Source organism: Coleofasciculus sp. G2-EDA-02 (assembly GCF_040226375.1).
Classification (GTDB): Bacteria; Cyanobacteriota; Cyanobacteriia; order Cyanobacteriales; family Coleofasciculaceae; genus Coleofasciculus.
This window is the reverse complement of the sequence record NZ_JAVKEW010000042.1, coordinates 1-25,941: the sequence shown is the minus strand read 5'-3', so window position 1 is coordinate 25,941 and position 25,941 is coordinate 1. Positions and strand designations below refer to the sequence as shown.

The window sequence follows — 25,941 nt, the reverse complement described above, 5'->3', positions numbered from 1 at the left end:
GATTAATGCTAATAGCCTAAGTGATGTGCTACTAGCGAATGGCTAGAAACAAGGGATGATTTGGTCATCTACGTGCCTCCGATGACCCGCCTTATATCCCACACCTAAAAGGATGTGGGTTTTACGGCGCTTCGATAAAATTAGCTTGGGTGAGTGAAGGCATCCCAATGCCAAATTAAAATTATGGCGTGGGACTTATCGCTCCCCCAAACCCCCTCTAAAGTTAATTTTGTGCGAGTTGTTCTCGTCTACCTCACCCATATTGGTGGATTGTTGACCATCTGTTTGTTTATTCACAGATGGATACCTACTCTCAGGGAACCCCTCTGGGCGACTCTATTCTTATTGCTGATGGTGGCAGAATGGAATCTTAGCACAGGGCAAACTGTAGAGCAAAATCCCCAATCCCCTATCGTCAAACAAATTTGGTATCGCAGTTGCTGGTATCTGGGTTTTGTGCTAGCCGGACTCAGTTATGTCTTGCTAGCCGATGAGATTTTTACTGACCTATTTTTTGTTCCCGCTTCCACGCCACCGTGGGGACTCTTATGGCTGTTAACCCCTTTAAGATTAACCGACATTGCCAGCCGAAGTACGCGATCGCGAACAGGGGGCAAAGAGGCTAATTCCTTCCCCAGAGAGTCACTCAGCGATTCCCTGATTAGTCCTTGGTCATCGGTAGAAAACCCTGACTTAGGCTCAGATTCTACTACCAATCAGGGGCTAAACTCAAGGCAAATCCAACTATTTTGGTGGAGTGGGATCGGCTTATTTCTCGTCCAAGGGCTTACCCTATTCCAAGCCGACATCCGACTCATCGGCTTAGGTGTCGCCACGTTTGTGATGTTCATCAATAGCTGTTATTTAAAGCAAGCCTTAGCCGCCGCGATCACGATTGGATTTGCCCTGAGTTTTGGTGTGGCGCGTCTTTCCCAAGGAATTCCGGGATTGTCCTCCCTTTCTCCAGCCGATTGGTATTGGGTTGGCGCGATCGCAATTTTCGGATTATGGCTGCTACGTGCTGGCTTAACGCCCCAGGCTAGCACGCTAGCTCAATTGTACGCTCAAGCCTGCGATCGCTGGGCAATTGCTCTATCTACAACGGAACTCGGACTGCTGACGCTCTCGAGCGCCAATATGTATTTAGAATTCATTCCATCCAGTTGGCAGTACCTGAGTGCATCAATGCTCATTGGCGGTGCTATTTTTTATCGGTATTGGCAATCTTTTCCCAAATTTAGTATTTACGGCATTAGCTGGGCAATAGAATTGATCATAGCCAACGCTATTGTACTCCTTAAGGGTTCATCCTTAATCCTCGGCGCTGCGAACATTATTCTGGCAGTTATGACACTAGTCTTCAATCGTTGGTGGCATACCCGTTTAGGCGGGGCGTCTGGGAGGTGGGGAGAAAATTGGCGGGATGTACTGGACTCTTTACCCTTAATTTATGCCCTCGTTGGCATTAATTTGCGCTTTTCTTATTTCACTCCCTATACCGGGTTGCTCACCCTAGGTGCAGCTTTAACGGGCATCATCGTAGGGCGTCGCCGTCTTCAAAGAAAAGGCATCACCTATCTTTTCCTGGTAGGTATTTCCCTTGCCTGGTACGAACTGGTTATTTATACCTTGATTGGTATTAGTTTACACTTTTTTTATTTCACCCCCTATACCGGGTTGATTACCCTAGGTGCGGCTTTAATCGGTATCAGTGTAACCTATCACCGTCCTCAAGCCAAAGGGATCATCTATCTTTCCTTGGCAGGTATTTCCCTGGGTTGGTATGAACTGGTGATTTATCAAATACTGCAAGCCGATGGGGTAAATCCTGGGGATAGCTTTATTATTTTAGCGGCGATCGCGGCTGTCATCTGCTGTATTTATCGTTCACTCGCCTGGGTTTTGCGTTGGCAAAGCCTGTTCCGAAGGAACGCATCGCGCGATCGGGCTACACTTTTCCATATCAGCGTCACCCAAATCGAAATGACTGCCCACATTCACTGGGCAATGGGTAGTATCTTGATGGTTCTAGCCGCTGGGATGTCTGTGGGAACCCCACCTAACCTAATGGGATTCCTAGGGCTTGTCATCAGTTTGATACTGGCTAGTTATGCGTTTTTCCAAGGAAATTTACGAGTTCAACAATGCCAGTTTTCTTCATTTTCCAGACGCGCCATGGTACGTCTTTACAGGGCTTACTCACCTTATCACTTCTGGATATACGCCGGATTAACTGAGGTTGTCGTCATTGGGATCTATGGGCGTTTGATGTGGACATTGAGCCTACTCGATCCCTGGAGATCTATCATTGCAAGTCTATTCGCGATCGCGGTTTATCAAACTCCCTGGTGGCGGTGGGGATGGAATGGAAAGCCTTGGCAACAATATGCCACGATCTTGCCTCTTGTGAGTGTTTTGCTCAATCCCCAAACCCTCTCTTCTATTAATTTACTGGTTCTTGCATGTTTTTATGCCTGGATCACCAACCGCCAATCTAATTTACGTTGGACATACGTAAGTTTATTTTTCATCGATTGGGCAATCTGGCGCGTTTTGCAAAGCCAACAGGTTACTGAACCCTTAGCGTATGCTGCCGTAATTGGTTATTTTTTCCTCTACGTTGCCCAAGTTGATCCAGAATTAAGATTACCGCAAAAACGGAACCTGCGTCACTACCTCCGCTTACTGGGTAGCGGCATCATCTGTTTGGTAGCGTTAGGGTTTTATCAAAACATTGGACTTATTCCTGGAATCATTAGTCTCGTGGCTATTTTCGCTGGATTAGGATTGCAAATCCGGGCATTTTTAATAGTGGGAACAGTCACATTTATCTTCACAGTCTTTTACCAGCTAGTTGGGTTAAGTTTGTCCTATCCGCTCTCTAACTGGATTATTGGCATAATTGCTGGCATTATTTTTATCAGCATCGCCGCCAATGTTGCCAAGGGACGTGAGCCAATTCTTGACCGGGTTCAAGACTGGATCGATCAATGGCAAGAATGGGAGTAGATAAACTACCCAGACCTGCTATTGCTGAGGTCTGGGTTTTCAGTAGCCCTGAAGTCATCAAACAAGCTAAGCTGAACATATTCGACAGTTCGCGTTAACTTGCATGATAACCCCGTGCCTCTAGGCTGGTTTATAGACAGCCCCACAAGTGCGATGTTGTTGGCTCCATTGAAATCAGCATCTCCACACCATCCGCAATGACCACATTTGAAAATCTTGCCACTGCGATAATACTTGCCCTTTACAGGGTGAATGTGCAGACAATTGTTGCACATTTGGGAGGTATAAGCAGGGGGGATTGGGATAACTTGAACACCAGCACTCCTGCCTTTGTACTCAATGAACATTCGCAGTTGATAAAATGCCCACGAATTCGAGTGTCTGCGTTCTGTCTTGCTTCTTGGTTGCTGGTTGGTTCTTTCCCTAATTCCCGTAAGGTCTTCTATAGCAATTGAGGCATTTAACTCAACTGCCCGTTTAACCACCGATTTAGAAATGTTGTGATTGAGCCATTGTTGATAGCGCTTTTCCCTTCCCGACAGCCGTTTCAAGATTTCTCGACATCTACGCCGAGTCGTCCTCGTGCCTTTCAGGGCTTTATTCTGGAGAGATGCTCTAACTTGGGAAAACTTATCTGTGACCTGTTGGATGTCTGTACCGTCCCACTTCTCGCCAACGGAAGTCACAGCAATATCGCGTCGTCCCAAGTCAATGCCAAGAGTCTTCTTGGTGTCGGTTGGGGTGGGGGCGTCATCCTTGACTTGGATGTGCAGATAGTACTGTCCATCACGGTGTTTGCATAACTGAGCTGAAGTTGGGTTGGTTCCTTTGAGTTTACCTCTCTGGTAATTCCCAGCTTTTAACTCAATTCGCTCTCTGCCGTAAATGGTAGCTAGGCTTACTGTCCAGTCTTGTTCCCTAAACCGAAACAAGTCCTTATCACAGTCCATACTGCTTGGGGTAAACCCCTTGACAGACTTACCCTTGTGCAAGGCTACCTTGCGGTTAGCAGCTACCCTTGCACAAGCCCTGACTGCCATATTTGCCACCAAATTGAACTTCTCTTTGATGGTTTGGTAGACAAGGGACTGGATAGCAATTTTGTTGGTCAGTTTTGGATCTGTGTGTTCGTTCACGTAGTTGCAAGCATCCGCAAACGCCCGAAGGGTTGCCTCTAGTTTGGCAACTTGTTCAGGGGTAGGTTGAAGCTTTACAACTATTGTCAGAACTTGTTTCATGACTAACATTATACCGCCTAGTGGTAAGTGATTGGAAATACTTCGGGCATTTAGCCCTCGTATTTCCAGCTATCCCCCTACGGGTTGCTTCGCTCCAAGCCGTAGCCCCTCGCGACTCAGGTGGGATAACTGAAATCCTATCTGGACTTGGCTAAAACGGACAGTTTAGTTTAATTATTTATTTTATTTTAACAATAAATGTAGTTAATTGTACAGATTATTCCTAATGAAAGAGAAAGGTTTTTTTTGTTAGCTTTCCCTGACAATGATCCCGCCTATTTCACACCCAAGGGCTATCATAAAAAAATACTCAGAGTTAAGACCCTGAGTATAAATTGCCAAACAATTTAGTCAACGACGACAAATGAGCGATGACTCTATTGAGGCTTCGCTCGAACCGGAATTGGAGGAATTACAACACGTTTATGTTCCTTCGATTCTCAGCCGATGAACTCTTTGAGAGGTTATTTGCTCAACATGGTGAAGTTTTGCCTTAACCTTCCCACTTAGCTGCCATATGTTCAGCCAAATCGACAACCCGCTGAGAATAGCCCCACTCATTGTCATACCAGGCAACAACTTTAACCATATCACCACCCATTACCATCGTCAGACTTGCATCGACAATGGATGAAGCATTATGTCCCTTGTAGTCTGAGGACACCAACGGTAAGTCGCTGTATTCCAAAATGCCCTTAAGAGAGTTTTCTGACTCTTCTTTGAATACTTTGTTCAACTGCTCAGCAATGGTGCTTTTCTCAACTTGAGCCACCAAATCCACAACCGATACATTCGGGGTAGGTACGCGCATCGCGATCCCATTCAATTTCCCCTGCATATCTGGAATAACTAAAGCCACAGCTTTAGCCGCTCCCGTGGAGGTTGGCACGATATTGATCGCAGCGGCTCTTGCCCGACGCACATCACGGTGACTTGCATCCAAAATCCGCTGATCACCCGTGTAACTGTGGGTTGTAGTCATGGTTCCTTTAATGATGCCAAAGTGTTCATGTATTACTTTGACCACAGGAGCCAGACAGTTTGTTGTACAACTGGCATTGCTAACAATGTCATGCTTGCTGTGTTCGTAGTCGTGATGATTGACCCCAACGACGAACGTGCCGATGTCACCGCCTTTCCCAGGAGCCGTAATCAGCACCTTCTTGGCGCCGGCGGCTATATGCTTAGATGCACCATCACTGGTGACAAACACCCCGGTGGATTCGATGATTAGGTCAATACCCCAATCACCCCAAGGCAAGTTCAGGGGGTTGCGATCCGATACGCACTTAATGGTTTTGCCGTTGATGATGAGGGAGTTTTCATCATAGCCGATGTCGGCTTTGAGCGTCCCTAGCATGGAGTCGTATTTGAGCAAATGTGCATTTGTCTTGGGATCAGATGTATCATTGATGCCCACTAAATCCAACTGACTATTTTCTCTAGTCAGTAAACATCTGGCGAAATTACGTCCGATGCGTCCGAACCCGTTGATCGCTACTCTAATCACTGCGTCTTGCCCTCTGTATTCAAGCTCAGTAAATATACTTTTTATGAACCCAATCATATCGCAAAGCCGGACAAATTCTAAATGCCAATTGCGCCAAGGATCGGGAAACGTGGGACATATAGGTAGCTCTAAGTCTTTCCCCCTAATGGTTTTGGTCAATTTGAGTCGAGAGTAATGGGTTTCGGATGTCGGGTGTTGGGTTTCGGATGTCGGGTGTCGGATGTCGGGTGTTGGATGTTGGATGTCGGGTGTCGGGTGTCGGGTGTCGGGTAGCTCCAAGAAGCGGAGTTCTATATTTTGCTTAATTTTCCGGAAACCCCAGAATGACGGCTGTTTAGTATAAAAAACCGTCTGGAGATAGAAAAACCGACTACAGTACAAACATGGTGGTCAACTCCACCGGAGCAATAACACAATTGATAGCTAGGTGTGTCTGTGGCAAAAAAAATCTGATAAATCCACCCTTTGCTATATCCTGAAAAATCAATTCTTGATATGATAGCGCGTGTTATTGGCACAGTAGGCTTGTGTGGTGTGGTGTGTAAGGAGTTAAGATGCCTAATACTGTTGATCTTAGTGGCAAACCATTCCATTTCATCGGAATTGGTGGAATTGGTATGTCAGCGCTGGCTTACGTTCTAGCCAAACGCAACCTTCCTGTATCTGGGTCTGACATTCGTTCGACGCATATTACTCAGCGGTTGCAATCCGTCGGCGCTCATCTGTTTAGAGACCAGAAGGCAACCAACTTGGAATTTTTTAGAGAAACGAATGTCCCAACTGATCAGGGCGTATCAGCAACGGCTATTGAACCAGAACCCACTCGAAAAACAGTTGCTGTCCCCTCGAAAGTTAGCAAATCTGTTAGGGATGACCATCTTGCCTCCTGCTTACCCCAAGTTATTTGTTCGAGTGCGATTAATTCGATCAATTCCGAGTACCAAGCGGCTGTAGAAGCCGGCTACCCGATTTTTCATCGCTCAGACTTACTCGCCGCGTTGATTCAAGATTACCGAAGTATTGCGGTGGCTGGAACTCACGGCAAAACCACAACCAGCAGTTTAATGGGATACTTGCTGCTGAAAACGGGTCTTGATCCAACTATCGTGGTTGGGGGAGAAGTGGATGCTTGGCAAGGGAATGCGCGTCTGGGTCAAAGTCCCTTTCTGGTTGCTGAAGCGGACGAATCGGACGGCTCTTTAGCCAAGCTGGCTCCGGAAATTGGCGTGATTACCAATATTGAACTGGATCACCCCGACCATTACCAGAATCTAGACCAGGTCATCGAAACTTTTAAGATTTTTGCCGATCGCTGTCAAACTGTAGTGGGCTGTATTGATTGCCAGACCTTGCGATCGCATTTCACCCCGACAATCAGCTACAGCCTACAACGAACAGCCGGAGCTGACTACAGCGTGGATCAGGTCGTTTATCAGGCACCATCCATCACGGCGCGGATTTGGGAAGGGGATCAGGTGTTGGGTACACTGCAACTCAATCTGTTAGGTCAACACAATCTCAGCAACGCCTTAGCTGTGGTCGCCGTGGGGCGATACCTGGGATTAGAGTTTGACGCCATAGCCTCCGCCCTAGCTACCTTTGAAGGCGCCAAACGCCGCTTTGAGGTTCGGGGTCAGTGTAAAGGAATTACGTTTGTCGATGACTACGCTCACCATCCCAGTGAGATCCAGGCAACCTTAGCGGCAGCTCGCTTACAGGTTGAATTGTCACGCCGTATTGTTGCCATTTTTCAGCCCCATCGCTATAGTCGCACCTTGACATTTTTGTCAAACTTTGCTAAGTCATTTGGCGATGCTGATCTCGTCGTTGTCACAGACATTTACAGCGCAGGGGAACCCAGTGTCGGACAAATTACAGGTGAGCAAGTGCGATCCGCGATCGCGGCTCACCATGAGCGGGTGTATTACCAACCAACATTAGATGAAGTCTCCCAACTACTCGCCCAAATCCTGCAACCCGGAGACCTTGCCATCTTTCTCGGTGCGGGAAATTTGAATCAAATTATTCCCCAGGTTATAGAGTCTTACCAGACGGCTACACCTGATCATTCGACTCAATTGAGTCAAACCGTCTAAGATTGGGTTCACTCGGAGCCGCACCTGATTCGGTGTGTCCACTGCCACTGCCTAAACTCCATCGGCATTCTTTTGACCTGTATTGATATGACCTTGTCATCCTTTTCTCCCCGTGTTGCTAACGCGCCACTATGTCAGGACGCTCCTGACAAGCCTAAGCTTTACTTACCAGGAACTGACTGCCTTGTCCGTTCTCAGGTTCCCTTAGCCAGTCTGACGTCCTTTCGTGTGGGGGGTCCAGCCGAGTGGTACGTGGCGCCCCGACGGGTAGACGATCTGTTCGCCAGCTTTGAGTGGGCAGAGTCTCAAGGACTACCCCTAACCTTGTTAGGGGCAGGTTCTAATCTACTCGTCAGTGATTGTGGTTTGTCTGGCTTAGTTGTCTGTACTCGTCATCTTCGCTTTACCCACTTTGACCCCAATACAGGTAGAGTGACAGCCGGAGCGGGAGAGCCAATCGCCCGTTTGGCATGGCAAGCGGCTAATCGCGGTTGGCAAGGGTTGGAATGGGCGGTAGGAATTCCGGGAACTGTGGGGGGGGCAGTGGTGATGAATGCCGGTGCCCATCAAACTTGTGCGGCGGATCTGCTGGTGAGTGTGGAAACCGTTTCACCAACTGGAATCGTGGAGCGATTAACGCCTCAAGAGTTGGGCTTTCGCTATCGCACATCTATCCTGCAAGGGGGCAATCGCTTTGTGACTCAGGCAACGTTTCAGTTACAAACGGGCGCTGATCCTAAACAAGTCCGAGCCACAACGACTCACCATTTAAAGCAACGGCGCGATGCTCAACCCTATCACTTACCCAGTTGTGGCAGTGTCTTCCGCAATCCCGAACCCCACGCCGCTGGTTGGCTGATCGAACAATTGGGTTTGAAAGGCTATCAAATTGGTGGCGCTCAAGTGGCTGAACGCCATGCTAACTTTATCTTGAACTGTGGCGGCGCCAAAGCCAGCGATATCTTCCAACTGATTCGTTATGTACAGCACCAAGTCGAGCAGCATTGGTCGCTCTCCTTAGAGCCAGAAGTGAAAATCTTAGGACAGTTTCAGCCTGTCTAAGGATGTCGCATTGACCGTCTCGGTACTAAGATTAAGACTTAGCAACGATAAACCCGTCCAACTTGAGAGATACTCAATCAGTTATGACCAAAGGACAAGGATTCGGCTTCGGTTTAGGCAAGATGAAGGAACTTGCCGAAGCATTCAAAAAAGCCCAAGAGGTACAACAAGGAGCCAAACAGCTTCAAGAAGAATTGGAGCAAATGGAAATTGAAGGCTCCTCTAGCGATGGTATGGTTAAGGTGTTTATGAGTGGGAATCAGGAACCCCTGCGAGTCGAAATTGCTCCAGACGCGATCGCAAAAGGAGCCGAAGCCCTCTCAGAAACGGTTACAGCCGCCATGAAAGATGCTTACGATAAATCAACCACTACGATGAGGGAACGTATGGAAGAACTCACCAGTGGGCTAAATCTGCCGGGAATGTAACCTCACCTGTAGAACTGGGAATGAGAGTTATAAGTTATCCATCGGAGACAGCACTCCCCAGTTCTGCTAGAGTACGGAGTATTATGTCGCTGGCTTTTCGCCAAGCGAATACTGAGCTGGCTTACTTTTGGTGAAGCCGTACCATGAGCCATGAATGATGAACGTATTTCATGACCAACGAACGTACTGAAGTCCTAGCGGCGAATCAAGCCTTTTATCAAGCGTTTGAGAAAAAAGATATTGACGCGATGAGTGCCGTCTGGTCGCAAGGAACTGGTAGTCTTTGTATTCATCCTGGGCGCAATGTGTTACGCGGTTGGCAGCCGATTCGAGTATCCTGGGAACAGATATTCAGGAAAACGAAATATTTAGAGATAGAAATAGATATTATTTCCACCGAGATTCGGAATGAAATTGCCTACGTGATTCTGATCGAAAATATCCTGCAAATTAGCGGTGGCAGAAGTGTTCAGGCGCAGTCAATGGCAACCAATATTTTTGAGCGCATGGCTTCGTCTTGGTATCTGGTTCATCATCATGGTAGTCCCTTGATGCGTTGAGATTCTAGGGAAATTTTTGAAAGAATCAATATCAGGATCTGCTAGGTTTTCCCTTTGCAGAAATTGTACAGGTAATCTGTAGGGGCTTTCTTTAGGGATTAAATTAGGAGACAGACATCAAACGTGACAACAAAACCCACCCTAATCCCAGGCGCGATCGCACGCCAAAGATGTAGGGGCGGGTTTAGGAATTAAATTAGGAAGCAGACTTCAAACTGAACAACGAAACCCGCCCTGATTCAAATTATCAAGACACTCGATTAACCTCAAACAGGACACCAAAATCCACCCCGATTCAAGGCGCGATCGCATTCAGATAATGTAGGGGCTTTCTTTAGGAACTAAATCTTTCAATCAACCTCAAAAAAGAAGCCTATTACATCGGGGTTGATTTGGAATTAAGGTTATTGGTTGGGTTACAGACTGAGGAAGGGCGGGTTTTGTAGAAAGGTTATTGGTTTGTCCGTTAATTTAGTCCCTAAACCCGCCCCTACAACGCCCTTACCATTAGATGGAATGGTTCAGATGTGGGTTATTGCTTCTCGGCTGCCATCTTTTGCACGTTAGCGATTATTTGCCTCACCTCTTCTGTTTCCGGGGATTGGAAACGCTGCAATATTTCTAGGGATTGTTGCAAATAATCTAATGCAGTGGTGAATTGTTTTTTTCTGTCCGCTAACAACTGCCCAAGCATTTTTAATGTTATTCCCTTACCCAGAATATCACCAATACCTTTATAGATTGCCAAAGCTTCTTGATAAAGAGTTATAGCTTCGTCAGTGTTCCCCTTACTAGATTGGATTATCCCTAGTGTGGACAAAGTCACCGCTTTGCTCTCAACCCTATCATCTAGTTCTATAGATTCTTGATAGTCTAATATTGCTTCTTCAACTTTTCCTTGAGCAATTTTTAACGTTCCCAAACACTTTAGAACGCCCGCTTTACCTCTATTATGATCTATACTTTCAAAGATTAGCATGGATTTTTCCAGGAGTGCGATCCCTTCTTCAATATATCCCCACTTAGCTTTAATAAGACCTAAACTATTCAAAGCTTGTGCTTGACCAATAGTATTACCAATATTTTCAAAAGTTGCCAAGCACTGATCATAGAGTTTGATTGCCTCCTCAAAATATTTTTGATCAGTTTTGAGAGTCGCAAAGTGGAAAATAATCGCTGCTCTTTGTTCTTTATCATCTTGGGGACAGTTCTTTAGTGCTTGTTGATAATGCTCTTCGGCTTTCTTAATCTCACCAGAGTGTTGTTCGGCTATAGCCATCTGGTGTAAGATACGAGAATCTTCAGTTTCAGTATTCTCTAGAGTTAATTCGCACAACTGACGCGCTTTCAGATATAGGCTGTGAGAGTTAGCACTAATTACTAAATTAATTGTTATTTCTATAGCCATATTTTTTGCCTTGCCTTCCAGTGCCAGCCGATGAATTTCTTCCCCTTGTTTTTCTGAAATCTCCTCTGCATTTTCCCACCAGAGGCGATACAGCACCTCAGCCGCTTTTCTGTGCAAATTCCCCGCATCTTCCGGCAACTCCAGAGGCAAAATACGCGGTACTCTTAATAATTCATCAGGACTAACTTCCAACAATCCCAACGCTATCGCCCGATTAATGTATTCATCTACATTATTCAGGGCGGGTTTTGCTTCAGAGTTATCGGTATTTCCAGTAAGTTTGTCCCTAAACCCGCCCCTACAAACGGCAATAAACGCCTCCCTCGGTACGGGTAACTCAAACACCAATCCCCGCGATAACATTTCCCGCATCGGCTGATCTATCTGTTTCAGGAGTTCCTTTGCCAAAACCTTCTCCCGTAACTCCACCGGATCAGCTTCCAAACGCTGGAGAATCATTTCCTTGTTAACCGTTGAGTTTTGTAACTTCTTATTCAACCATTCCAATAAACACGGATTTCCATCCGCTAACCGTTGCGCCTGCGCTTGTAACGCCTCATCTACCTGAGATTCAGAACCAAATGCAGTGAGGCGATTACACTTTTTTTGCAAATCCGCCCCCCGCAGCGAATCCATTACTTGCTTGTAAAAATACTGCAACTGGCTGGATTCAAAATCGTAACGGCAGGTAATAATTAAGCGATGAGGGGCATAATTATCTTGAATTGCCCAGACTAACGCCTCTAAAACCTCTGCCGCTTCCGGTTGCAGCACATACCCACCATTGCGGGATTCTAGATTCACCTCAAAATCATCTAAGACTAGCAAAAATGGCTTTTCCCCCCCTTGTGAAGGGGGGGCTAGGGGGGGATCTAACAACACTCGAAACACCCGTCGCAGCCGAAACTTCAACTCTTCCCTGTTATCCTGTAACGCTTCCCTTAATTCCCAACTATCCAACGCCGCCGCTAACTTGTTCACTAGACTAGGTTCATCCACTCTCCCCACCCAAACCAGACGTTGAAATTCACTCAGGCGATCGCACAGTCTTGCTGCTAAACTACTCTTACCCAAACCACCCATACCATGAATCAATACCCCAATATCCTCAGATGGGGGTTTCAGCGCCCGTAAACAGTTTTGTAACTGACGACGACGCCCGACAAAACTTTCACGAGTGGGGACTTTTACTGTTCCTGCCGTGTCTAGAAACTGTGTAGCCACAGTTGGTGGCGGTGCAGGTTTGCGCCCACGGGTTCTTACAGGTGTGACTAACTCCCCTGGCAACGTTTCCGCCGCATACAGCCGTAACAAATGCCAATCCCGCGCCTTATTTTTAATCAATTCTTGGTACGTCAGGGCAACGGCTTGTGTTAATGTTTTTCCGGCTGACAACGCCTGATATAATGCAGCTGCCGCCGTTGTCGCCTCTTGATCTAAAACATTCTGTCCCCAACCCAAAACGGCTGTTACGCCTGAGTTCAGTAATGCCTCAGCCATGGAAGGGATAGCCCCCGATTTCCCGGCTTGCCCTGTGCGACAACCAGAGAGGAATATCAGTTTGGGTAGTCGAAATTGTAGTTCTTTGGCAATATCCTCAGCGCTGGCAAGATAAGGTTCACCTATTTCTGTTTCTGTATAAAAGCGGGGTTCTCCATCAACAAAGGTAGCATGACCTGTCAAATGCAAGACATCAAAGTACCCCTCGTCGTAATCATCGACTAAATACCCCAACTCCGACAAACAGCCGCTTTCTTCTACTGTTAGCGATAAAGGTTGACGCGCTGTCGCTTTCAGGATTCGCCCCTCTTCCGCCTCAAAATCTAAGACAGGTGCTATCCCTAACGGTGAGGTTGCCATAAACAGGACATTCAGCGCCCGATTTTGGGGTGCGGCATCAATTTCCAGTTTCCGAGTATTCAATGATACCCAGCGTAGAGGAATAACCGCAGGCAGTTTCTGCACTAGAAAACTACTGCCATCATGCAGCACTTCCCAGGGCAGATGTGCCAGTTGTTCGGCGGCGTTGATGGCTAAAACAATCCCCTCTCGGCGAGACTGATTCAGCAATCGTTGCACAAAGCGATCGCTCCCATCTAACCAGTTGTATAATTTATGCCCAGTGATGGTATAATTGACGGCTAGGCGAACGTAGTAATCTCGTTCCGCTAGCCCAATTAGGTCGGTGATTTCTGCCAGAGGGAGTGATCGCGTCTTATACTGATTGGGATTGTCAAAAAAATAACGCAGTTCTACGTCATTTTCCCCAACGGGTTTGAGGTCAAGGTGAAGGACTTGCACAGCGGTTTAGTCTTCCAAGATTTGCCGAATTTCCTCAATTGTGGCATCTTTCAATAGCAATCGCCGATCCCCTTTAACTAGCAGTACCTTGTCTATTTTTTTTCCAGCTTTGCCTTTTTGGTATTCCTGATACCACTCGCGAATTTGTGCAGCAATGGTGATAATGCCGCCAACAATCCCGACAATCGCGCCAATGGTGGCAATTGTACCTTCTTTATCCGGTTCGTCAGCCGTCTCCCAATGCCCTTCTAATCCGGGATGGGCAAATAAAGCTTCCGTTGCTGCGATCGCGTCTTGTCCTTGAATTTCAAATTGGATATCTGCCATTGACTCTGATAGCAACTCCTACAGCTAAACTTTAGCAGGGATGAGGGCGGGTTTTGTTGTGCAGTTTGAGATCTATCTCCTAACGTTAATCCCTAAAGAAAGCCCCTACATTGCACGGCTTCCAAGAAGCTGTTCGGCATTTAAAAATCTTAATGCCAACAATGGCTCTTATTCTTGTAGTGCGAGCCTGTCAGCTCGCTACTAATACCCAATTTAAACTGAATAGCACTGACTGGTATGCTGGTGGGCAATGCCCACCCTACGGTATATCAAAGGTTTTGGTGATCTCACAAGGCAAATTAGAGAGTGCCATTCGTTTTAAACTGCCGTTTCTGCCGTTTCTTCTGATAACTTCACCTCAGGTAATGGTAAATCTTGTGCTGGTATGTCTTCTACCCGTTGTGTCAAGAACGCCGCAATCACCATAAACACACCGCCGATGACTATGGCTAAGAGGCGATCATTATCCAGAAGATTATCCATCACCCAGCCAAACCCCAAGGATACAGCAATCTGAGGTAACACAATAAAGAAGTTAAAAATGCCCATGAAAATGCCAGTGCGCTTGGGGGGTAAACCGCCAATGAGCATGGAATAAGGCAGGGTCAAAATACTTGCCCAAGCAATACCAACCCCCACCATGGACAGCAATAGCAGATATTGATTGTCAATCACCATCAGCGACATAAAACCTGCCCCACCGCAGAGGAGACAAAAGCCATGGGTGAGTTGGCGACTGGTGGCTTCTGCTATTCTCGGTAATAACACAGAGAAGCCAAAACAAACGGCATTATAGAAAGCAATGCAAATTCCTGCCCATTCAATCCCATCGTTATAAATTAATGATTGCTGATTTGTCGCGCCAAAAATATTCCAGGCGACGGCGGGGGGAAAGTACAGGAAGAAGCAGAACATGCCTAACCAGGTAAAGCACTGCACCCAAGCTAATTGTTTCATCACCGGGGGTATTTCTTTGAGCGCGATCGCGGCTTCTCGAATACTATTGATCAAACCCCCTTTTTCCTTTTTTTGCTTCTCAAAAGCTTCTAAGTTTTGCGGCGGATATTCCTCTGTAGAGAGAACTGTCCACAGTACCGTACCAAAGAAAAAGGCAGCACCAATATAAAAGGAGAATTTCACTGTCAGGGGAATCGCCCCTTCATTTCCACTGAGGGAGGGAATATGAAAGAGGTTATTTAAAATCCAGGGTAATGCCGAAGCACTAACAGCGCCTAAGCCAATAAACAGACTTTGCATGGCAAATCCCATCGTCCGTTGGCTTCTTGGCACTAAATCCCCCACAAACGCCCGAAACGGCTCCATGCTGATGTTGACCGATGTATCTAAAATCCACAATAATCCGGCTGCCATCCACAGTGCCGATGAGTGAGGCATTGCAATCAGCGCGATCGAACTCAGAATTGCCCCAATCAAAAAATATGGTCGTCGCCTACCCAGAACTCCCCAGGTATTATCACTCATATTGCCAATAATCGGCTGCACGATTAACCCCGTCAGGGGGGCGGCTAGCCAAAGAATGGGAATTTGATGGGCATTTGCACCTAGATACTCAAAAATGGCGCTCATATTTGCCATTTGGAGTCCCCAGCCAAATTGAATGCCGAAGAATCCAACGCTCATATTCCAGAGCTGCCAAAAATTTAATGGTTGTTTTTTCATGAATCAGTTGTCTTTCCAACACTAGGCGATCGCTCATCATCACCCGTTCGGGTTGATAACCCTGCATAGCCCGATCGCCTTCTATGATTACCGACTTTCTACAAGGAACATTTAATGTTGACACTCCCCGCTCTTGCATAGACGGGGATTCTGCTGACAGAGTAGGCTGTGGGCTTTGCCCAAAATCTCACTCTCGCTACAGTCGTCAAACACCGTCTACCCAGTCGGTTTAGGTCAATGCCTAACTTTCTGGCTACTTTTCTTAGAATGTTAGCACTGCCGTTTAAATCGGCATTTACAATCAAACCATCGCTACTACGATACAAGCCACGCTTTATTCGTCTTCCTAGTGCAAGAAGGCAGAAATAACTGAACAGTTAACAGCTCCCCCTGCTCCCCCTGCTCCCCCTGCTCCCCCTGCTTTAACAGCATAGACAAAGCTGCTCAAGGACTTCCGCCGCGCTGCACTAGTGCTTTCCACCCGTCTGGTTTTTCACCAAACTTAGGCAGGGAGTCTTAGATGTCAATCGTGCTACAATTATCCTTGTGCGCCAAGCTTTTGTTTTACAAAAATTCGAGGCTGCCATTAAGCCGAACGCGATCGCTTCCCTTACTGCCCCGCGAACCGTTAAGCGGACACTAACAAGCAACGTGCGCCCTTGACCAACGGATCAGGTTAAATTATAGAAAAATCTAATCATACCCACTAGAAATTCTAATCATTAAAGCGAAGCGTTAGGTCTAAACTCCCTTAAACTTAAACTTAAGGAGACGAACGGATAACCGGGGGAACCGCATCTACAACTCTTTATCTCCTCCAAAAAATAAAAATAGAGATAAGAGTTCCCATAATAAAGCCCCAGCTATAAAATGCTAAATTTTTTACCGCCAACCCCAAGCACCGGCAGTCAGGCTTCCGATCCTTTTTTCACGCTCTCGTTGGATATGCTGTGCGTGTTGGGGGAAGATGGTCATTTCAAGCAACTTAATCCCCGATGGGAGGAAATATTAGGCTTTACTCATCAGGAACTTTTAGCACAACCTTGGCTGGAATTGATCCATCCCCATGATCAACAGTTAACGCTCGCCAAGCTAGAATCCCTAACCCGGAATCCGACTGCACCGATCTGCTTGAAAAATCGCTGTCGTTGTGCTAATGGATCTTATAAATCGCTGTTATGGAATGTCTCAATCCACCCCGAAAACAAATTGATCTACGCTGTGGTGCGTGATCAAACCGAATGTAAGCAATCCAAGGAAGCATTACGTGATAGTGAAGAACGCTTCCGTTGTCTAGTAGAAAATGTCAAAGACTATGCCATTTATATGCTAGACCCAGAGGGACGGGTCATCAGTTGGAATCAGGGCGCTGAACGGATTAATGGTTATCAAGAAGAAGAGATTCTCGGTGAACCCGTGTCTCGGTTTTATTTACCGGAGGATGTTAAAGCAGGTAAACTAGAGCAAGCCCTAAAAATCGCGGCAGAAAACGGTCGGTTTGAGGACGAAAGTTACCGAGTCCGCAAGGATGGATCGATATTTTGGGCAAATGCAGTGATTACAGCATTGTATGACAAAAAAGGGCAATTGCGCGGGTTTACTAAAGTAGTCCGGGACATCACTGAACGCAAACTGGCACAAGAAGCGCTGCAAAATGCTCATGATGACTTAGAAAGACGAGTGGCTGAACGTACCGCTGAACTACTGCAAGTCAATCAGCGACTCAGACGGGAAATTAAGGAACGTAAACAAGTTGAACATCAACGGCGGCGATCGCAAGCCCAGTTGGAACAACAGACTCAGCAACTGCAAGACGCCCTGCAAAAGCTCAAACACACTCAAGCCCAACTCGTTCACTCGGAAAAAATGTCGAGTTTAGGGCAATTAGTTGCGGGAGTTGCTCACGAAATTAACAATCCAGTTAACTTTATCTATGGTAACCTGAATTACGCTGAGCAATACTTTCAGGATATATTAGAGTTAGTTGAGCTTTATCAAGAATCCTTTCCCAAACCCTCAGCCAAAGTTCAAGAGTATATTGATCTCATCGATTTCAATTTTATTACCACGGATCTGCCGAAGTTACTGCATTCGATGAAAGTGGGGGCGGATCGGATCTATCAAATCGTGCGATCGCTGCGGAATTTCTCCCATCTGGATCGCGCCGAGAAAAGCGTGGTGGATATTCATGAAGGGATTGATAATACTCTGTTGATTTTGCAAAGCCGCATCAAAGTCAAAGCAGGGCGAACCTCGATCACTGTTGTCAAAAACTATGGCGACTTACCCTTGATCGACTGCTATGCGGGACAATTGAACCAAGTGTTCATGAATATTCTGTGTAACGCGATCGATGCTTTAGAAGAAGGATTAGACAAAGATCTATTGGGCGACAGAACTTCATCTAAAAGCCCCACAATTCAGGTTAGTACGCAGGTGATTAACGAAAACTGGATTGCTATTCGGATTGCGGATAATGGTGTCGGTATTCCTGATTGCGTCAAGCAGCGACTGTTTGATCCTTTCTTTACCACCAAACCCGTTGGTAAGGGTACGGGATTAGGCTTGTCTATCAGTTATCAGATTGTGGTAGAAAAGCATGGTGGACATCTCAAGTGCTTTTCATCACCGGGTCAGGGAACAGAGTTTATCATAGAAATTCCCATTGAACCTAATCTACAGCAATATTGTTGCTCAAATCTTTATCAAAATCCGGTAGATTCAAAGATTCGAGCATCTCAATCCTCAATTTCTGATTCCTTAAATTCCATAGCATTAAAGTAAGTGAATTATGAGGAACAGTAAACAATAAACAAATGACGATCTACTTAGATGATCTTAAACTCTTTGAGTGCAGGCAAAAAGTTTCGGTTTTCATGACTAGGGCGCGTCAGTTTAATTAAAGCAAAGCGCTGGGCGGGAGTTAGGGCTTCCCACTCCTCAAGCGTGAGGGAAACATCAAATTCTTGGGCTTTAGTTTGAACATCGGATGGAATTGTCGTTGCTTCCATCCAAGCTGGATTAGGTTCGATAGCAAGTTCTGAAGCAGGTTGACCTGTATAGTTTGTTACCAAATCTTGTAAGTACTGCCGATAGACTTGGCTTTCGGGGGCTGTAGTTGCGGGCATTTCCACTAACGTCTGACGTTCTTGCTGGGTAAATTGATGCCAGTGGGCTAATTTAAGTTTAACGCCACAGGTGTCTAATTTCATTCGCACCTGCATAGGGATGCAGCGTAAGGAATCGACGAAATCTTTTTCAAATTGGAAGAAGTGAGTCATAGTAGGGGAGAAGCATTTGCGCCCAGATTGTTCAGCTTTACGGCTAAATTTTACTCGCAAATGCTTCGCCCAGTCAAACGTCAAACGTCAAAATGGATTTATCGGGTGGGATAACCGATAATCTATCCACCAAACCCGTCCTTAATCACCCCTACTACCTCAACTAGAAAAGCCGTTTTACTAATGATTGTTTCTCGGTGCGGTGCGGCGAATAAGCCAATAACTAATGGAGAGTGATAGAATAGCCAGGGCTAAACCAATAATTTCGATGCCTTCTGTTTTTTCGAGGTTGAGAATGATAATTTTACGGGCGACGGCAATTAGGGAAGTGACGATAACCAGTTCAACTTGAACAACGTGCTTGCGGAGATAGGCAGTAATATTTTCTAGGATTTCCAGCGCAATCAGAACATTTAAGAATAGCCCAAAAATTTCAAACAAGCTTTCATTAAAGAAACCCACTGGTTCAATCAGCAGTTGTTTGGAGAGAACGATAATCAAATCGAACATTGCCACCAAGATGACGGCAATCATCACCAGAGACAAAATCTTGGAGACAATGCCCTCAACCTGTTCAATGGCGATCAGAAATGAGTTGTCCCTACAACTATCTTTCAAGAGAAGGAGTAATTTTTTTAATCGCTGCATTTTTCTCTAGGAGTCACCCTGCCAAAACCATACTACCATTGATGGAGTAGTACAAGAAGATTCTAAGCTGTTCGACATTTAAACCTTAATGTCAACAACTGCTCTCATCGTTGTTATGCTAGCATCTTGCTCACTACCCATTCCCAATTTCTATCATGTCCGGTCAAACACCCCGAATAAAAGCGCCTGAAACCCTTGTGATTAAAGCATTGCAATTATGGGCAATCCTCAGGACATGATATTACAGCGATTTTCAAGTTAGTAGACTACAGCCCATAATTGAGTACAGAAGTAACGTGCCAAAAATAAATCTGGGGGACTCTACATGAACAAACTATTTTTTAGCTAAAGTTCTTTCAGCTTGGCATCTAAATCAAAGGGTTGTCCATAATCCCAAATTTTCATATCTAAACGATGATTGGATACAGTGATTTCCAATTCAACAGGAGTCGATTTTGATAAGCCTTTGTGGGCGTGACGAACAACATTGGTAAACGCCTCGACTAGGGCAATTTGACCTAACTGCCAAACTTGTTGGGGAATGGGTAAATGCTGGATCTGTCCATACCAATCTAAAATTTGCTCTACGGCATTGAGGTCGCTATTGACAGTAAGCTTGAGGTTCCGATAACGAGACTTGATGCGTTTTTTTCTAAAGTAATTTCCCAGAATCAACGTCAGCCGCCTGCAAAAACAAAGTAACCTTGCCAACAGATTTTTCTGGTGGCATTTCGGTAATAGTTTAACGGGTTCTTGTTCATAGACTTTGCTGATAAACAAACAATTTTTATTGTCTTGGGTGCGGGTATACCTGATATCGTCGGCGATCTGGGAAATGATTTTTATGCCCATTCCGCCTTCAGGGAGTTGCTCTATGGTATTTGGCATACGAAAAGTCCCCTCATGGAAAGAAACTATTTTTTAGTATCTAAGATTTGTAGGTAGTGCATTGTGATAGATAGATTGACAGTAACGTGATAATTTCCGTTGGTCTGAGTAATTAGCTGCACACCACGAATGTAACTTGAATCACATTAATACGGTTAATGGCATCAAGTTCGCTCATTTTCTCTGTTGTTAGTGTTTCAGTCGCATCGATGACTGAACTTATTGTCCAGAGTAGCTTTTAGACTCAGGACAAGAGGGTAGAAGTAACAGACCCACTAAAATTTCCCTTGCCGCCCCTGTCTGTCTTGTTTAGAGGTGTTTGGAGGCGGTTGGTATGATGCAGGAGTAGCCTCTATGTGAAAGTTAGAGTAATAACCTTAATATATTCTAAATGATCTATGCGATCGCGCCCAGTAATTTAAAGTTACTCGACTGACGCTCTAGGGGGTAGCCCTTGTCAAAGTTCCTAGTATAGGATAGCGAAGAATGCGCTAAACAATAGAGAACAATGGAAAACCCTGCCTCCATTCATTTGGCGGTCACTGATGAAGCATTGGCAACCTCCGAACCCCCATCCCCCGCCAGTTCAAGGTTATTCATCCCCGAACTCGACTCGAAAAAGCGCCTGAGTGCGGCTTGGATTCCCTTTATCTTCCTGACTATGGCGCTGTTCATTGTTAGCCTAGCCAGTCCCGTTTTAGCACTGCGGAAAGGAACGAGTGGGGCTGAGGTTACCAATCTTCAGAAAACTCTGCAAGCAGAGGGTTACTTTACAGGACCGATTACGGGTTACTATGGACCCTTAACCGAAGCCGCCGTCATCCAATTTCAAAAAGCCAATGGACTCAACCCCGATGGTATCGTGGGGGCGAATACCACCGCCACATTAAAGTCCGACTCAGCCGCACCGACTAATTCGAGTATTGATTCCCAAACACCAACACCCCTAGAGTTGGATTCACCCACACCAGAACCCGATAAACCCCTAGTATCCGCCCGACCCAATTTTATCCTCCAGCGAGGCGATCGCAATCCTCAAGTCACCTCTCTACAGCGAAATTTACAAGTGGCTGGCTACTTTAGTGGACCGATTACCGGCTACTACGGCTCAACCACCCAAGACGCCGTGATTCAACTGCAAAAAGCCCACGGATTAACCGTCGATGGTATTGCCGGTTCTCAAACCCGTGCAGCACTAGAATCGAAGCCGATTTCATCCTCCTCACAAACTCCCCCATCTACTGAGGTTACAGAGGATCGAATTGGATTCGCTAATCCTGGTTTAGTCCTCAAGCGAGGGAGTCGCAATTCAGACGTGACAGCGCTACAGAGAACCTTAAAAGAACAGGGGTATTACGATGGACCGCTCACAGGTTATTATGGCAGCTTAACTGAGACAGCCGTGATTCAATTTCAGAAAGCCAAAGGATTAAACGTAGATGGTATGGTGGGTTCTAGCACCAAAGCCGCATTAGAATTGCCATCTCCTGCGGTAACACCATCCCCGATTGAGTCTCCGACTGCACAGTTGAATCAAGACTCGTTCTCTACACCAGAGGAAAACTCTGACGATACTCCCTTTAATCAAGACTCATTCATCGAACCGGAAGAAAATTACGACACGAGTCCCTCGAATCAAGATTCGTTCTCTACACCGACGGAAAATTCTGATAACAGTCCCTTTAATCAGGACTCCTTTACTAACGAAGACAGCGAAAAAAAAAAGGACAATGAGCAACGTCAGTCCAGCCAGATGACGCTTAAACACACCATTGCTGGCAAAATTTCCCCCAAATCCATTGTGCATTCAGGTCGGGGGTTATTTTTTGCCCAGAACATGATGTACAGCCATACAATTACGGTTTACGACCGCCAATATAACTTAGTCAAAACCATTGCCGATGCCGTGAATTTGCAGAAATACGGGCATTCAAAGGGGAATGGAACCTATAAAGGATCTCCCGTTGAAGCGGCATTTTCTGATAATGGGCAATATGCTTGGGTGTCTAACTACCAAATGTATGGTTCAGGGTTTAATAAGCCAGGAAGTGATAAATGTGATCCTTCCCAAAAAACAGACAATAGTTTTTTGTATCGCATCAATACTGATAATTTAGAAATTGACCAAGTGATTGAAGTTGGGTCTGTGCCTAAATTTGTCGCCACTAGCCCCGATAATCGGTTGGTTCTCGTCAGTAATTGGTGTAGTTGGGATTTAAGCGTTGTCGATAGTCAGCAAAATCAGGAAGTTCGGCGGATTAAATTGGGTCGATATCCCCGGGGAATTGTTGTTGATAGGGCGTCTCAAAAAGCGTATGTGGCGGTAATGGGGTCTTATGATATTGCTGTTGTCGATCTCAACGATTTCTCACTCGACTGGATCAAAAACATTGGTAATTCGCCGCGTCATTTAAGCATTGATCCAGCCGATCAGTATCTCTACGCCACCTTAAATGGGGAAGGAACGGTGGCTAAAATTGATTTAGCTACAGGTAAAGTTTTACGCAAAGTTGCCACCGGGAATGCACCGCGCAGTATGGATATATCCGATGATGGTCAATTTATGTATGTGGTGAATTACCACTCGAATACGATGAGTAAGGTTCGCACCAGCGACATGTCAATTCAGCAAACGGTGAACACCAATGCTAATCCTATTGGCATTACCTATGATCCAGAAACGAATCAGGTTTGGGTGGCTTGTTATTCAGGTGCGATTATGGTGTTTCAGGATTAGAAGAAACATGGACAAGGTGAGGTATATGTCTTGAATATTTAAGCGGATATCGCCATCTCTTGTTCTGTTTGAATGGGTAGCATAATCACAAATTCAGTTCCTTTCCCTGGTTCAGAGGTGACTTCAATTTTACCCTGGTGCTTTTTCACAATCTGGTAACAAATTGCCAATCCCATCCCTGTCCCTTTGCCAACAGACTTGGTGGTGAAAAAGGGATCGAATATGCGGTCTTTAATTTCTCTTGGAATCGCTTCACCGTTGTTCCAAATTGCTACGCGAATCCAACGATTATTGATGGTTTCGCTACGAATGACGATTGTCGGGATGGCTTTACCTTGAATGTCTTCTAAGGCGTCAATGGCATTGCTGATAATATTGATAAAAACTTGATTTAGTTGAGCCGGATAACAATCAATTCGCGGTAATTGACTGTACTTTTTAACGATGTTAATATTTGGCTGGATTCGATGACCGACAAGCAAGAGGGTGTTCTCTAGTCCTTCGTGAATATCTGCCTGTTTCAACTGTGCTTCATCCAGACGACAGAAGTTTCGCAATGATAAGACAACTTCCTGGATTCGTTCAGCCCCCATTTTTAAGGACGACAGCATTTTCGGCATATCGGCGATGAGAAAATCTAAATCCATCGCTTCGCTTTGTTCTTGAATTGCTGCATTAGGCTGAGGATATTCTTGCCGATAAAGTTCTAGTAGGTTCAGTAAGTCATTAATTGATCGCTTAGCATAATCTAGATTACCGTAGATAAAGTTAATTGGATTATTAATTTCATGGGCAATCCCGGCTACCATTTGTCCTAAACTGGACATTTTTTCTCGTTGAATCAGTTGGGCTTGGGTGTGTTGGAGTTCTTTGAGCGCTTGGGTCAATTCTTGCGTCCGTTCCTCGACGCGCTGTTCTAAGGTTTGACGCGCTAGTTGCAGTTCTTGAGTTGAGTCATCTACCCACTGGACAAGCTGATTTAGGGATGTGGCTAATGAACCGACTTCATCGTTGGTGGTAACGGGAGTGCGAATCTCTAGATTGGATTCTTTGACGATCGCACTAGCTACTTGAGTTACTGTTTCGATAGGATACGCGATCGCACGGCTGGTAATAGTGGCTAAGAGTACGGCGATACCGACTGATAGTAGTAAACTAATAACGGTGATTTGCAGGCGTAGGGCTTCTGCTTGTGCCAGTTTTTGATCTGCCTGAAACTGTTGCGTTTCAGCTTTAGTTTTGGCATCCTCTATATGATGAGATAGGTGATCGAATTGAGCCATCACTTGACTGGTAGAGGGGTGATGCAGTGCCTTTAATAGTTCTTGTTGAATGACAGAAACGTCCTCTGACTTCATGTTCTCCGATTCACTGATCTGCCAGAGTGATTCAATCACTTGATTGTAGGCGTCTATACTCGCTTCATACTCCTTAACAAGATGATGTAATTCAGCCGTATTAATGTCCAAGTCATGGGGATATGCTTGGATGAACGTATCTAACGAAAAGAGTAGGCTTTTCATCCGCTCCACATCGGCTAAAAACTGAGTCTTTTGGGCGTCAACCTGGCTAGGATTAACCGATGTAGCCAATAGTGCTTGGGGATGCGATCGCACAGCAAAGGTGGCATTTTCCAGGTTGCTGAGGAGATGGTGCTGCTGATCGGCAACCCGTTCTTGTTGTTGGGCTTGTTCTTGGTAATAATTACCTAGAATTAATCCTCCTGTTGTTCCCAGAATGGATATGCCGATCGCTAAGGCGTAGCCGTAACCAATTTTCTGAGATATGCTGAGGTTGCGAACGCCTTCTTTGATCCAGGTTAAAGGGACAATCTTTGATAAACGCTGGTTCAGATTTAATGGGTTTTGCTGACTCATTAAAGCCTTGTTTTGGGATACGGGGGGATATCGGGAATGGGAAAAAAGCATAAGATAAGCCAAGAAGTGAGATAGATTGTGATTTTTTAAGGAAAAATGATTCATGATTTTAGAGAAAGACTTGAATTAAGTCGTTGGTGTCATTGTTGACGATAGGAGTTAAGTATGGTGACAATTGGTAGATATAAGTTTAGTTAGTAGCTTCTTATCCTGGTTCATTAACTTCTTACAGCCTCTATCTATTAATTGTAGGAAGAAAATGATGAAATTTTTAACAAGTTTTCATTTAAAATTACCAAAAAAAATAAAGTTCTGGTAAAGATTGGAGAGGGAAGTGGTAAAAAGCGATTCTGTTTAAGGGGCTATCAATGGATGGAGTGGACTGACAGGAGGAGTTAGAGAGACAATGACAGGGTTGTCGAAGACTGAGCGAAGCCTAAAGTAATATAAATAGATTTAAGCAAAATCGTCAATGGGTTAAGAAATATTGAAAACTTCCGGATGGGACGGGAAGTAAGCCTCGACACCCAGTCTTTTTGGGGGTGAAGGAAGGAAGGAATAGGTAGCACATTACTGCGGTGATTTGGATCATCCTAATTAGGTAAATTATTGGTAGGGGTAGCATCTTGCTCCCTGGAATTGATATGAATTTATACCTAAAGAAGGCTGAGATAATTATTTAACCCCTGAAGCCAATTTGTAGTGGTATGGCATACCTAATTTGATGGATTAGCCGCACGCTTTTGTCGTTTCTCCCTCATACCCCCTAGCCCCAACTCCATCCCCCCCGGCCCCCCTCCCCCCGAGCCCCCCTACCCCCCCGGCCCCCGCAGTAGTGGGGGGGGTGTAAGGGGGGGGGGAGGGGGGGGAGAAGGGGGGGGGGGGTAGGGG

General features: G+C 45.6%; 18 protein-coding genes. 7 read left to right on the top strand and 11 right to left on the bottom strand.

The window, feature by feature from the left end; all coding sequences use genetic code 11:
• Positions 1 to 183: 183 nt before the first annotated feature.
• The gene (locus RLO19_RS04230; protein WP_446354125.1) at positions 184 to 3,009 is read left to right on the top strand and encodes a hypothetical protein; all 2,826 of its coding nucleotides are present in this window, start codon (positions 184 to 186) and stop codon (positions 3,007 to 3,009) included.
• A 5-nt stretch (positions 3,010 to 3,014) separates the two neighbouring features.
• Here RLO19_RS04230 and RLO19_RS04225 read toward each other — a convergent pair whose 3' ends face one another.
• Both RLO19_RS04225 and RLO19_RS04220 read right to left on the bottom strand, forming a co-directional pair.
• Complete coding sequence (locus RLO19_RS04225; RefSeq protein ID WP_446354123.1) at positions 3,015 to 4,247, bottom strand: RNA-guided endonuclease InsQ/TnpB family protein; 1,233 nt, start codon at positions 4,245 to 4,247, stop codon at positions 3,015 to 3,017.
• A gap of 493 nt (positions 4,248 to 4,740) precedes the next feature.
• Complete coding sequence (locus tag RLO19_RS04220) at positions 4,741 to 5,757, bottom strand: type I glyceraldehyde-3-phosphate dehydrogenase (RefSeq protein WP_446354128.1); 1,017 nt, start codon at positions 5,755 to 5,757, stop codon at positions 4,741 to 4,743.
• A gap of 554 nt (positions 5,758 to 6,311) precedes the next feature.
• Here RLO19_RS04220 and murC point away from each other — a divergent pair.
• From murC to RLO19_RS04200, 4 genes are all read left to right on the top strand, one after another.
• A complete protein-coding gene (gene murC / locus RLO19_RS04215) occupies positions 6,312 to 7,853 on the top strand; it encodes a UDP-N-acetylmuramate--L-alanine ligase (RefSeq protein WP_446354121.1) in 1,542 nt (513 codons plus the stop codon).
• Positions 7,854 to 7,940: 87 nt separating this feature from the next.
• The gene (murB, locus tag RLO19_RS04210) at positions 7,941 to 8,915 is read left to right on the top strand and encodes a UDP-N-acetylmuramate dehydrogenase (protein ID WP_446354119.1); all 975 of its coding nucleotides are present in this window, start codon (positions 7,941 to 7,943) and stop codon (positions 8,913 to 8,915) included.
• Positions 8,916 to 8,998: 83 nt separating this feature from the next.
• Positions 8,999 to 9,343, top strand: a complete 345-nt coding sequence (locus tag RLO19_RS04205) for a YbaB/EbfC family nucleoid-associated protein (protein WP_446337010.1) — start codon at positions 8,999 to 9,001, stop codon at positions 9,341 to 9,343.
• 170 nt (positions 9,344 to 9,513) lie between these two features.
• A complete protein-coding gene (locus RLO19_RS04200; RefSeq protein WP_446354117.1) occupies positions 9,514 to 9,903 on the top strand; it encodes a nuclear transport factor 2 family protein in 390 nt (129 codons plus the stop codon).
• Positions 9,904 to 10,435: 532 nt separating this feature from the next.
• Here RLO19_RS04200 and RLO19_RS04195 read toward each other — a convergent pair.
• From RLO19_RS04195 to RLO19_RS04175, 5 genes are all read right to left on the bottom strand, one after another.
• Positions 10,436 to 13,612, bottom strand: coding sequence for a tetratricopeptide repeat protein (locus tag RLO19_RS04195; protein WP_446354115.1), 3,177 nt, complete (start codon positions 13,610 to 13,612; stop codon positions 10,436 to 10,438).
• A 6-nt stretch (positions 13,613 to 13,618) separates the two neighbouring features.
• Positions 13,619 to 13,939, bottom strand: a complete 321-nt coding sequence (locus tag RLO19_RS04190; RefSeq protein ID WP_446354113.1) for a hypothetical protein — start codon at positions 13,937 to 13,939, stop codon at positions 13,619 to 13,621.
• Between the two features lie 318 nt (positions 13,940 to 14,257).
• Entirely contained in the window at positions 14,258 to 15,619 is a 1,362-nt protein-coding gene (locus tag RLO19_RS04185; protein ID WP_446354111.1) for an MFS transporter, read from the bottom strand.
• Complete coding sequence (locus RLO19_RS04180; RefSeq protein ID WP_446354130.1) at positions 15,510 to 15,743, bottom strand: hypothetical protein; 234 nt, start codon at positions 15,741 to 15,743, stop codon at positions 15,510 to 15,512. The genes RLO19_RS04185 and RLO19_RS04180 overlap by 110 nt, the downstream gene beginning before the upstream one ends.
• Before the next feature lie 222 nt (positions 15,744 to 15,965).
• Positions 15,966 to 16,100: a hypothetical protein gene (locus RLO19_RS04175; protein ID WP_446354109.1), complete on the bottom strand. Its 135-nt coding sequence runs from the start codon at positions 16,098 to 16,100 to the stop codon at positions 15,966 to 15,968.
• A 389-nt stretch (positions 16,101 to 16,489) separates the two neighbouring features.
• On the opposite strand from RLO19_RS04175, the gene RLO19_RS04170 reads away from it, so the two are divergent.
• Entirely contained in the window at positions 16,490 to 18,403 is a 1,914-nt protein-coding gene (locus RLO19_RS04170; RefSeq protein WP_446354107.1) for a PAS domain-containing sensor histidine kinase, read from the top strand.
• A 44-nt stretch (positions 18,404 to 18,447) separates the two neighbouring features.
• Here RLO19_RS04170 and RLO19_RS04165 read toward each other — a convergent pair whose 3' ends face one another.
• The 3 genes from RLO19_RS04165 to RLO19_RS04155 all read right to left on the bottom strand — a co-directional run bounded on the left by RLO19_RS04165 (position 18,448) and on the right by RLO19_RS04155 (position 20,436).
• Positions 18,448 to 18,900, bottom strand: coding sequence for a nitrate reductase associated protein (locus RLO19_RS04165; protein ID WP_446354126.1), 453 nt, complete (start codon positions 18,898 to 18,900; stop codon positions 18,448 to 18,450).
• A gap of 180 nt (positions 18,901 to 19,080) precedes the next feature.
• Positions 19,081 to 19,548 carry a phosphate-starvation-inducible PsiE family protein gene (locus tag RLO19_RS04160; protein WP_446354105.1) on the bottom strand — a complete coding sequence of 156 codons (468 nt, stop codon included), beginning with the start codon at positions 19,546 to 19,548 and terminating at the stop codon, positions 19,081 to 19,083.
• A 345-nt stretch (positions 19,549 to 19,893) separates the two neighbouring features.
• Positions 19,894 to 20,436 carry an ATP-binding protein gene (locus RLO19_RS04155; RefSeq protein WP_446354103.1) on the bottom strand — a complete coding sequence of 181 codons (543 nt, stop codon included), beginning with the start codon at positions 20,434 to 20,436 and terminating at the stop codon, positions 19,894 to 19,896.
• A 508-nt stretch (positions 20,437 to 20,944) separates the two neighbouring features.
• Between RLO19_RS04155 and RLO19_RS04150 the strand changes: the two genes are divergently transcribed.
• Positions 20,945 to 23,173, top strand: a complete 2,229-nt coding sequence (locus RLO19_RS04150; RefSeq protein WP_446354101.1) for a peptidoglycan-binding protein — start codon at positions 20,945 to 20,947, stop codon at positions 23,171 to 23,173.
• A 38-nt stretch (positions 23,174 to 23,211) separates the two neighbouring features.
• Here the strand turns inward: RLO19_RS04150 and RLO19_RS04145 are convergent, their stop codons facing one another.
• Positions 23,212 to 25,050, bottom strand: a complete 1,839-nt coding sequence (locus RLO19_RS04145; RefSeq protein WP_446354099.1) for an ATP-binding protein — start codon at positions 25,048 to 25,050, stop codon at positions 23,212 to 23,214.
• Positions 25,051 to 25,941: the final 891 nt, after the last annotated feature.